At 72.5% G+C, this 10,915-nt stretch carries 4 protein-coding genes; 3 read left to right on the top strand and 1 reads right to left on the bottom strand.

Annotated features, from left to right (window positions below):
- Window positions 1-4: 4 nt before the first annotated feature.
- Window positions 5-4,420, bottom strand: coding sequence for an amino acid adenylation domain-containing protein (locus ABD832_RS02230; RefSeq protein WP_344887417.1), 4,416 nt, complete (start codon window positions 4,418-4,420; stop codon window positions 5-7).
- A gap of 99 nt (window positions 4,421-4,519) precedes the next feature.
- Here ABD832_RS02230 and ABD832_RS02225 point away from each other — a divergent pair, with 99 nt between their 5' ends.
- The 3 genes from ABD832_RS02225 to ABD832_RS02215 are packed head-to-tail and all read left to right on the top strand — an operon-like array spanning window position 4,520 to window position 10,563.
- Window positions 4,520-7,669, top strand: a complete 3,150-nt coding sequence (locus ABD832_RS02225; protein WP_344887415.1) for a condensation domain-containing protein — start codon at window positions 4,520-4,522, stop codon at window positions 7,667-7,669.
- The gene (locus ABD832_RS02220) at window positions 7,669-9,999 is read left to right on the top strand and encodes a lantibiotic dehydratase (RefSeq protein ID WP_344887413.1); all 2,331 of its coding nucleotides are present in this window, start codon (window positions 7,669-7,671) and stop codon (window positions 9,997-9,999) included. Before ABD832_RS02225 ends, ABD832_RS02220 begins: the two co-directional genes overlap by 1 nt.
- 24 nt (window positions 10,000-10,023) lie before the next feature.
- Window positions 10,024-10,563 (top strand): DinB family protein, encoded by a 540-nt coding sequence (locus tag ABD832_RS02215; RefSeq protein WP_344887411.1) that lies wholly within the window; start codon window positions 10,024-10,026, stop codon window positions 10,561-10,563.
- Window positions 10,564-10,915 lie beyond the last annotated feature (352 nt).

The following is a 10,915-nucleotide window of genomic DNA, read 5'->3' as shown; positions in this document are numbered from 1 at the left end:
CAGGTCACCGGTGCGGTAGAGCCGCCCTCCGGGGGGGGCCGAAGGGATCGGCGACGAACCGCTCCGCGGTCAGGCCGGGGCGGTTCAGATAGCCGTGGGCCAGCCCGGCGCCGCCGAGATACAGCTCACCGGTCAGGCCGATCGGCACGGGCCGGCATGCGACGTCGAGCACGTAGGCGCGGACCCCCGCCAGCGGACGGCCGATGGGGACCTCACGGCCCGGCCGGTCGAGCTCGTGGCTGGTCGCGACGACGGTCGCCTCGGTGGGACCGTAGGTGTTGACCAGCCGGACACGGTCGCCGACCGCGGCATGCCACGCCGCGACCCGCTCCGGCAACGCCTTCTCGCCGCCGATGATGACGAGCCGGATCGCGGCGGGCAGCGTTTCCGGTGTCCCCGGTGTCCCCGGTGTCCCCGGTGTCCCCGGTGTGTCCGGTGTGTCCGGTGTCCCCGGTGTGCCCAGCGCGTCGACGAGCTCGTGCCAGAACGCCGTCGGCAGATCGAGCACGGTCACCCCCTGTGCCGCGCAGGCGGCCAGGAACATGCCCGGGTCGGCCAGCATCCGGTCCGTGCGCAGCACCAGGCGCGCGCCACGGGCGAGGGTGGGATAGATCTCCTCGACGCTGGCGTCGAACCCGATCGAGGCGAACTGCAGCACCCGGTCGTCCGGGCCGATGCCGTACAGCTCGGCGGCCTGCCGGGTGAAGGACGACAGCGCGCGGTGCGGGACCTCCACCCCTTTCGGCGTCCCGCTCGTGCCCGAGGTGTAGACGACATAGGCCGGATCGTCCAGCGCGGGCGGTGGCAGCGCCGTCACCGGGTGGCCGAGGATCTCCGGCCGATCCGCGTCGAGCAGCACCAGCGAAGCGGTGACGCCCCGAAGCCTTCCGGTGAGCGCCTCCTCGCTCACCACGGCGTCCACACCGGCGTCGGCGAAGACGGCGGCGACACGGTCGGCCGGGCTCAGCGGATCGATCGGCACGTACGCCGCGCCGGCCCGGCCGATCGCGAGCATCGCCACCACCATGCCGGAGCCGCGGTCCAGGCAGATACCGACCCGGCCGCGGGGGCCGACGCCCCTGGCGCGCAGCAGGTGCGCGAGCCGGTTGGCGTGCTGATCCAGCTCCAGGTAGGACAGCGACTCGCCACCCGCCACGACGGCCGTCGCGTACGGCGAGCGAAGTGCCTGCTCCTCCACGAGCCGGGACACCGGAAGTCCGACGTCCGGCGCGGGTCCGCCGGTGCTCCACCCGCCGAGCAGGCGGGTGCGCTCCCCGGCGGTGGCGGACGGGACCGAACCCAGTGCGGCGCCGGGGTCGGCGACCACCGCCTCGAGCAGGGCCGTGAAGTGCCGGACGAACCGATCCGCCGCGTCCTCGTCGAAGGCGTCGGTCCGGAAGCGGAGGCAGCCGTGGACGTCGCCGTCGAGCGCGGTGAGCGACAACTCCAGATCCATGGCGCACTCGCGCAGGCCGACCGGGATCGACTCGGCCCGCAGCCCGCCGAACAGGCGCCGGACGCCGGCGTGACCGAGCAGCAACGCCGGGAAGGCCGCGGCGTCGGCGGCGGCCGGCTGGTTGAAGACGAACATCGTCCGGAACCGGGCCGCGTCGCGGTGGTCCTGACGCTCCAGCATGCCGAGCACCCGGTCCCTGGTCTGGGCCAGCAGCTCGCGGAAGGTGTCTCGGGCCTGACTTCGGATCGGCGCCGGGTTCATGAGGTAACCGACGAGACCGGCCAGGTGAGGCCGCGTGCGAGCCGCGAAGGGGACGCCGACCGCCAGGTCGTCCCGGCCGGTGAGCCGGTGCAGCAGCGCCTGGTAGGCGGTGAGCAGGAAGACGCTGGGCGTCACCCCCTCCGCCGCCGCGCGGCGTACCAGCCCGGCGGTCAGCGACGCACCGATCCCGAACCTGCGGATCCCGCCCGGGCCGCTGAGCAAGGGCCGCTCTTCGCCGTCCGCCTGCTCCTCCTGCTGGGACGGCACGCCGGCCGGACCGGGCTCCAGGGCGGGCAACCCGGCGGCCGGGCCGCCGGTCTCCTCGGCGTACAGCGCCTCCAGCTCCCGGCCGAGGATCATCGTGGACCAGAAGTCGGTCACGATGTGATGCGCGACGAACAGCAGCACGTGCGCGTCCTTCGCGAGCCGGTACAGGTGCAACCGGGCCGGTGGGCCACAGGCGAGGTCGAACGGCCGGTTCGCGTCGGCCTCGAGCCGGGCCGCCAGCTCCGTCTCCGCGAGTTCCGACACCGAGAAGGAGTCCGGGTCGGCCGGTCGGACGACCGGCACCGGCTCGCCGTCCCGTTCGGCGAAGACGGTCCGCAGCGCCGGATGCCGCCGCAGGAGGCGGTCGTGGGCTCGTCGCAGCGCCTCCGCGTCCAGCCGCCCGTCCAGCCGGAACGCGGCCGCCGTGGTGTAGGCCGTGCTCTCCGGTTCGAGCCGGTGCAGGAACCACAGGCTCCGCTGCCCCCGCGACACCCGAGGAGCCTCCGATGATCCGGAGTCGCCGGACTCCCCGGCGATCGGCTCGCCGGCGGGTACCGGGAGCGGGAGATCGGCGGCAAGGGAGGCGACGTCGGCCAGGGAGGCGCCGCCGAGGAGGTCACCCAGCGGGAGCCGTACCCCCAGCTCGTCCTGAACCCGCCGGCTCAGCTCCTGGGCGGCGAGCGAGTCCATGCCCAGGGCCAGCAGGGGGAGCTCGCGGGCGATGTCCGAGGCGGGCAGCCCGCAGACGGCGGCGGCCTGCTCGCGCAGACAGGTCTCCAGGTCGATCGAGCTGCGGCCGATCTCGGGCAGCTCCCCGGACAGCAGCAGGTCCCGGCAGACCCGCCGGCGCACCTTGCCGCTGGTGGTCTTGGGCAGGGAGCCGGCCCGGATCAGCACCACCAGCCCGACGTGCAGACCGTGTTCCCCGGCCACCAGGGTCCTGACCGCCCGCGCCACCTCCGCGACGTCCACGTCATCGGCGTCCCGCGCGACCTCGTGCACGACCGCGGGCTCGTCGTGCTCCAGGGTGAACGCCGCCCCACAGCCCGGCCGCAGGAGGGGATGGGCCCGCTCGGCGGTGGCCTCCAGGTCCTGCGGGTAGTGGTTGCGGCCCCTGACGATGATCAGGTCCTTGAGTCGGCCCGTGATGGTCAGCTCGCCACCGGCGAGCCTTCCCAGATCCCCGGTCCGCAGGTACGGCCCGCCGCCGTCCGCCGGCACGGCCTGGAACACCTCCCGGCTCTCCAGCGGCCGGTTCCAGTACCCTCCGGCCACGCTCGGCCCGCGCAGCCACACCTCGCCCTCGTGCCCCTCCGGGCACGGCAGCGCGGTCACCGGATCGACGATCCGTACCTCCTGGCCGGCGCCGCCACGCCCGCAGCCGACCGGGCCCTGCCCGGAGGCGGGGGCGAAGCCGCCGCTCACCATGAGCGTGGCCTCGGCCAGGCCGTAGCACGGGAAGAACGCCTCAGGACGGAAACCGGCAGGCGCGAACGCCTCGGCGAACCGCGCCAGGGTGGCGCGCCGGATCGGCTCGGCCCCGTTGAAGGCCACCCGCCACGCGCTCAGGTCGAGCCGTTCCCGCTGCTCCGGCGTGGTCTTCCTGACGCACAGGTCGTAGGCGAAGTTCGGCCCGCCGCTCAGCGTCAGCTCCAGCCGCGACATCGCCTCCAGCCAGCTCGCCGGACGGCGCAGGAAGTCGACCGGGGACATCAGCCACATGGGGAACCCGGCGAACAGCGGCTGCAGGAGCCCGCCGATGAGACCCATGTCGTGGTAGGGCGGCAACCAGCTCAGCCCGCGCATGGCCGCGTCGGTGCCGAAGAGCTCCTGGACGAGCGCCGAGTTGTGCAGCAGGTTGCCGTGGGTGAGCATCACGCCCTTCGGCTCGGCGGTGGAGCCCGAGGTGTACTGCAGAAGGGCCAGCGCGGAGGCGTCGGCTCCGGGTCCGGCCCATTCGTCCGCGTCGTCCGGCGCGGTGTCGGTCGCGATCCAGGCCAGGCCCCCCAGGGGCAGGTCGCCCGCCAGGGGGAGCAGGGCCGCGACGGTCAGCAGCGCGGCGGGCCGCGCGTCCGCCACGATCGTCAGCAGGCGGGGCAGCGTCCGCTCCAGCCGCAGCGGGTCGGGCGGGAACGTGGGTACCGCCACCGCGCCGGCGTACATGCAGCCGAGGAAGGAGGTGAGGAAGTCCTCACCGGGCGGGTAGAGAAGCAGTACCCGATCGCCCGGGCCGACCCCGGCGCGCCGGAGTTCACCGGCGATCGCCCGGGCCCTCCGGTCCAGGTGCGCGTAGGTCACCGGCCGCTCGCCGCCGTGGTCGTCGCCCAGGAACACGAAGCCGACGCGCTCCGGTTGACGCCTGGCCCGCCAGCGCAGCAGCTCGGCCAGGGTGGTCGCGTCGGCGGACGTCGGGAAGTCAGGAAGATCGCGTCGCATCGTACCTCCGGACCACGAACGTACCGACGGCACCGCGGGCTGAGATGTCACATGAAGAGGGGCGTCGCCCCGCCGGAACCGCCTGCTTACCCTGTGGCCATGTCGCACTCGCCCCGTACCCCCGACGAGGAAGCGGTCGCCGCGATCTGGCGTGATGCCCTGGGATGCCCGGATCTGGGGATCTTCGACGACTTCTTCGAGCTGGGCGGTCACTCGCTGCTCGTCCCCAAGGTCGTGGCGCGTATCCGCAAGACGCTGGGCCTCCAAATCCCGATCAAGGAGTTCTACGCCTCCCCAACGATCGCCGCGGTGGTGGCGGGGGCACGTCCGACGCCCGGCACGCATGCCGTCGGACGGCGGCCCGCGGACGCCGGCCCGGTGCTCTCCTTCGAACAGGAACGTCTGTGGCTGGAGGACCAGGTACGGCCGGGAGCGGCCTACAACGTCCATGGCCGGAGGCTGTTGACCGGCCCGCTCGACCTGCCCGCGCTGGAGGCGAGCATCCGCGCGATCCTGGTCCGCCACGAGACGCTGCGCACCCGGTTCCCCCTGGTGAACGACCGGCCGGCCCAGGTCGTGGACGCGCTCGGCGAGGACTGGAGGCTCGATTTCACCGACCTCACCGGTGAGCGGGAGGACCCGCGCGAGACCGCGCGCCTGCTGGCCGACCTGCAGGCCGCGACGCCCTTCGACCTCGCCACCGGACCGCTTTTTCGTTGCGCGCTGCTCCGGCTGGCCGAGACCGAGCACCTGCTCTCGATCACGATGCACCACATCGTCTCCGACGCCTGGTCGGTCGGTCTCCTCGTCCGCGAGCTGTCGGCGCTCTACGAGGCCGGTGGCGACGCCGCCCGCGCCGGGCTGGCCGACCTCCCGATCCAGTACCGCGACTACGCGGTCTGGCAGCGCGAGTCCCTGAGCGGGGCGGCGTTGCGCCGGGAGGTCGGCTACTGGAGCCGGCACCTGGCCGATCCGCCGCCCCCGCTGGCCCTGCCCACCCGCAGGAGCCTGGCCCCGCTACGGATCTCGCCCGGTCACCACCTGGAGCTGACCCTGCCGAAGTCGCTGACCGCGGCGATGCACGACCTGTGCCGCCGCCACGGCGTGACCATGTTCATGACGATGATGGCGGGACTGACCGCCGTCCTGTCACGCTGGTGCGGCCAGCGGGACATGGTGATCGGCGTACCGGTGGCGGGACGTGTCGCCGACGGCACGGACGGACTGATCGGCTTCTTCGTCAACACCCTGCCCTTCAGGGCCGACCTGTCCGGCGACCCGAGCTTCGCCGACCTCCTCGGCCGGTCCAGGCAGGTCGCGCTGGAAGGGCTGGCGCACGCCGACGCCCCCTTCGACGTCATCGTCAAGGAGCTCCAGGTCCCGCGCGACCCCCGTCGCTCCCCGCTCTTTCAGGTCCTGCTCAACACGATCGACAGTCCGGAACCGGAACGGATCGGCGGGGTCGACGTCAAGCCGCTGGAGGCGGTCACGCTTCCCAGCAAGTTCGACCTCACCATGACCACCCAGGAGATCGACGAAGCGCTCCAGATCTTCCTCGACTTCAACGCCGACCGCTACGACCCGGAGATGATGCGCATCCTCCTCACCCATCTCCAGGCCCTGCTGGAAGCCGCGGTCGCGGATCCGGGCAGGAGCTTCCTGGACTACCCGCTCCCGGGTGGCCACGACGAGCTCCCGTCCGGCGGCCCCGCGGCGGACGAGACGGCACCGTCATGGCCCGGGACCGGAACGGCGGTGCGGGACGGCCAGGGGGAGTGGAGCTACCCGCGACTGGCTCAAGCGGCCGGCCGGGTCGCCGAAACGCTGGCCGGACGGGCACCGGCCCACTACGGGGTGGTGCGCAGAGGGTCGGCCGCGTTCGTGGCCGCGGTCCTGGGGTGCGCAAAGGCGGGCGTGTCGTTCTCGGTGATCGAGGATGCCGGCTCGCTGCCCGTCCACTTCCTCGGGGTGGACACGGTGCTGGACGTGAGCCCGGCCGACGGCGCGCCGGACACCACCCTCGATCTCGGCTCACTCACCGACGGGCCCGGCGACGAGGAGGTGGCGGCGGGCCGGCCCGTCCTGCCCGGACCGGCGGCTCCCCATGCCGACTTCACCTCCGACGACCGCTTCGCCGTGCTGTCCACGCTGCCCGGCCACCTGATCTCGGCCGTCTCCAGCGCGCTGCGCGCCGGCGGGACCCTGGTGCTGAGGGAACCCGGCGGAGACCTGCCGGACTGGCTGCGGGACGAGGAGATCACCGTCGCCTACCTGACACCGCCTGTCCTGCGAGCCCTCGCGGGCGAGCGGCTGCCCGCCCTGCGCCACGCCTTCATCGAGAACTCGGGCGACCTGCTGGCCTGCGACATCACCGCGCTGCGCCGCCTGGCACCGGGCTGCCGGGCCGTCGGCGTGCACCGCCTCGGCCGCGACGGGCGGCCTGCGGCCGCCTACCCGGTTCCACAGGACTGGACGGAGGAGTCCGCGCCGACGGTCGTCCCCCTGGGCACCGGCCCCGCCGTACGGCTCGTCCACGCCGGCGGCGGACCGGCCGCCACCGGTGAGGTCGCCGAGCTCCGCGTCGGAACCAGCCGCACCGGTGACCTCGCGCGCCGCTGGAGCGACGGCACGGTGGAACTCGTCGCCCGGAGCGGAGAGAACCCGGGCGACGATCTCAGGGACGTCGTGGCCGTCCTGCGCGAGCTGCCGCAGGTCCATGACGCGCTGGTGACCGAGCAGGTCATGGACGACGGCGACCTCGCGCTGGTCGGCTACCTGACGGGACCCGGCCCCGGGCAGGACACCGCCACGATCACCCAGTACCTGCGCAACCGGCTGCCCGACCGCCTGATCCCCGGACACCTGCTCCTCCTGGAGAACCTGCCGCTCACCCCGGACGGCGGCTACGACCTGGCCGCACTTCCTCTGCCGGCCTCCGACGGCCCGGCGGTCGACACCTACGTGGCCCCCCGCACACCGATCGAGCGCCGTCTGACCGAGATCTTCGAGGAACTGCTTAACACCGAACGGGTCGGCGTCCACGACACCTTCTTCGAACTGAACGGCTTCTCCCTGCTGGCGACCCAGCTCACCGCCAGGATCAGGGAGTCCTTCGTCATCGAGCTCTCCCTGCGCCAGGTCTTCGAGGCACCCACGGTGGAAGGGCTGGCGCGACTGGTCCTGCGGGCCCAGGTCGAACGGTACGGAGCGGACGAGTTCGCCACCCTGCTGGATGAGATCGAGACCTGATGAGCGAGCATCACGTGCCGCTGGGCGGTACCGGCTGGGTCCTGTGGCGCGACGTCGCGCTGCGCGGTGCCGGATTCCCCGCCAGGAGGTTCCTGGAGATCTGCGACGACGAGCTCGCCACCGCCGCCGACTCCACCGCCGCCGACTCCGGGGCGGCCTACGAGAAGGTCTACGCCGCGGCCACCGAACGCCTGTCCGACGCCATGGGCCGGATCGCGGTGGACGGCGCCTTCCGTGAGGCGGTGGCCTGGCAGAACCCGCAGGTGGTCCGCTTCACCCTGGACAAGGTGGCGGCGGGCGAGTCCCGCGCCAAGCGCGGCCGCCGCCACGAGCTGACCATCGCGACCTACCTGCAGCGTTACTGCCTCAAGAACGACACGGTGGGGTTCTTCGGCCCGTTCGGCTGGGCCCGGCTGGTGCCGGAGGACACGGGGATCGTCGTGGACCCCGGGACGGGGTTCCTGTCCCGGCGTACCACCTACTTCGAGGACTGGGCGATCGGCACGCTCGCCGGGACGCTGGCCGCCCTGCCCGAGGTGTGGCCCTGGCTGCGTCCCCGTCGCGCGCTGTCGGCGTCGCTCACCGGCGGGCTGCTGCGCCGGCCGTTCGACAGGCCGGTGACGCTGACGGTCGCGGAGCTGCGGGTCCTGGCGCGGTGCGACGGGCAGCGGACCGTACGGGAGATCGTCGGTGACCCGCCGGTCCCGGCAACGGTGGCGGCGCTGCTGCGGCTGCGCGAGGTCGGCGCCGTCCGGATCGATCTGTCAGGCCCGCTGGAGAGCTGGCCGGAGCGGACGCTGGCGGCGCGGATCGAGGCGATCGCCGACCCGCGGGTCCGTGATCGGGTCAGCCGGCCGCTGCGAGAGCTGACGGCGGCGCGGGAGGGCGTGGCCGCCGCCGCGGGGGACGCCGACAGGCTGATGAAGGCCCAGCAGGAGCTCGCCGACACCTTCGAGCGGCTCACCGGCCGGGAGGCCAGCCGCCGCTCGGGCGGGCTGTACGCCGGCCGGACGCTGGTCTACGAGGACACCGTCCGCTCGGCCGAGGTCCAGGTGGGGTCCCGGGCGCTCGCCGCTCTGGCCGCACCACTGGGATTGGTGCTGGACAGCGCGCTGTGGCTCGTCAACACGGTCGGCGACCGCTACGACGCCCTGGCACGTGAGATCTTCGACCGGGAGACCGCCCGGACCGGTCGTGCGGATCTGCCCCTGGTCCAGCTCCTGACCACCCTCATGCCGGAACTCGGGCAGTTCACCCTCAGCCCGGAATCGGAGATCGTCCACGAGGTGACGGCGGAGTTCCAGGAGAAGTGGGCCAGGATCCTCGATCTGCCACCGGGGGACGTCCGGGAGCACCGGGTCTCCGCCGCCGCCATCGCCGATCGGGTGGCCCTGGAGTTCCCGGTGGGGCCACCCCGGTGGAGCGGTGCCCGCTGGTTCTCCCCGGACCTCATGGTGATCGCCACCGACGCCGGATCCCTGGCGCGCGGCGAGGCCGACTACGTGCTCGGCGAACTGCACTGCGCGGCCAACACCATCGAGAACAGGTCCTTCGTCAGCCAGCACCCCGATCCCGGCCGGCTGCGCCAGGCGACGGCGGCCGCTCACCCGGACGGCCGGCTCCTGATCGTTCCCCGGGCGGACTCGCCGCTGACGACCTCGCGCATGTCCCGGGCCGCCGAACTCATGCTGCCGGGCAACGCCTACCTGAGCATCGGAGGGGAGGCGACCGAACCCCCGCCCGGCATAACCATGCACTCCATCCTGGACCTGTTCGTGACGCGGGAAGGCGAGGCGCTCGTCGTACGGCACCGCGAGGAGAATCGGACCTACCCCTTTCTGGAGGCCGCCGGAGACCCGCTGACCGCCCTGACCACCAACGCGTTCCGCCCTCTCGGCCGATCGGGGCACCGGCCGCGCGTCACCGTCGACCGGCTGGTCATGAGCCGCGAGACCTGGACGTTCCCGGCCGCAGAACCCGCCTGGGCCGATCTCAAGGACGAGCGCTCGCGCTACGCCGCCGCACGGTCCTGGCGATCCAGGCACGGGCTGCCCGAGCGGGGTTTCGTCCGGGTGCCGAGCGAGAGGAAGCCGTTGGCGATGGACTTCCGTAGCCTGCCCCTGGTGAACCTCCTGGCCAAGCTGATCCGTCGTACCGCCGGGGAGGGACCTGGCGAGGTCACCGTCACCGAGATGCTGCCCGACCTGGACCACCTTTGGCTGCGAGACGCCGACGGAGAGCTCTACACCGCCGAACTACGTTTCATAGCGGTCAGATCGGGTTCGCCGCGTCCCTGGAACATGGGGCCGGGTTTTCCCGACCGGCGTTGATCACGATCGCTATGCTTGCCGTTCATGACCGAGGTGGACGAGCACGGCCGGCCCGAGCCGCCTGTGGCGGGTGACGAGACGGCGACCCTGCTGGGTTTCCTCGACTACCAGCGCGCGACGCTGAGGTGGAAGTGCCGGGGCCTCGACACCGCGGGACTGACGGCGAGGGTCGGTGCCTCGTCGATGACGCTGGGCGGGCTGCTCAAGCATCTGGCGTACGTGGAGGACGACTGGTTCTCCCGCTGGTTGCACGGGCGGGACCGGTCCGCGCCGTGGAACACCGCGGATTGGCGCGCCGACCGGGACTGGGACTGGAACTCCGCCGCCGACGACTCCCCGCAGGAGTTGTTCGCGTTGTGGGAGAAGGCCGCGGAGCGCTCCCGCGAGGCGGTCGCCGAGGCGCTGGAGGATGGCGGCCTGGACCGTCCGGCCCGGCGGTCCTGGCCGGGCGGCGAGACGCCGTCCCTGCGGTGGATCGTGGTCCACATGATCGAGGAGTACGCGCGTCACAACGGTCACGCCGACCTCCTTCGCGAGTCGGTGGACGGGGAGACGGGGGAGTGACGCTCAGGGACCTCCCCGATCAAGGATCTCCGGGAGGAACGTTCATGTATCACCCCGGTCGGGGCGCCCGGACATGCGCCGTGACCATAGGGGAGTGGTTCTCACACACGTACGGGGAGAAGGTCGTGCCGTCAGGCGTGGAGGAGCCGTCACGGTGCCGGCACACCATCGTCCGTCGGCGGTAGCCGAGACCGGGTGTGCCCGGCTTCTGCCCTGACCGGCGACGAATTCGGTGGCCATACCAATAAATCTACATTGTAAAGGAGCTGAGAAATTTCAAAAAAATATGAAAACACAACATGCAGGCACACGACCGGAAGGCCGGTTCGCCGATGCCGGCCAGGAGGCCATG

Origin of the sequence: Streptosporangium longisporum (assembly GCF_039534895.1) — a bacterium.
GTDB lineage: Bacteria > Actinomycetota > Actinomycetes > Streptosporangiales > Streptosporangiaceae > Streptosporangium > Streptosporangium longisporum.
The sequence above is the reverse complement of the archived record's forward strand: the minus strand, read 5'-3'. Positions and strand labels throughout refer to the sequence as shown.

Excerpts from the sequence above, each read along its gene's own strand:
- ABD832_RS02220 (WP_344887413.1), top strand. The coding sequence starts at position 7,669 with ATGAGCGAGCATCACGTGCCGCTGGGCGGTACCGGCTGGGTCCTGTGG.
- ABD832_RS02225 (WP_344887415.1), top strand. The coding sequence starts at position 4,520 with ATGTCGCACTCGCCCCGTACCCCCGACGAGGAAGCGGTCGCCGCGATC.
- ABD832_RS02215 (WP_344887411.1), top strand. The coding sequence starts at position 10,024 with ATGACCGAGGTGGACGAGCACGGCCGGCCCGAGCCGCCTGTGGCGGGT.
- ABD832_RS02230 (WP_344887417.1), bottom strand. The coding sequence starts at position 4,420 with ATGCGACGCGATCTTCCTGACTTCCCGACGTCCGCCGACGCGACCACC.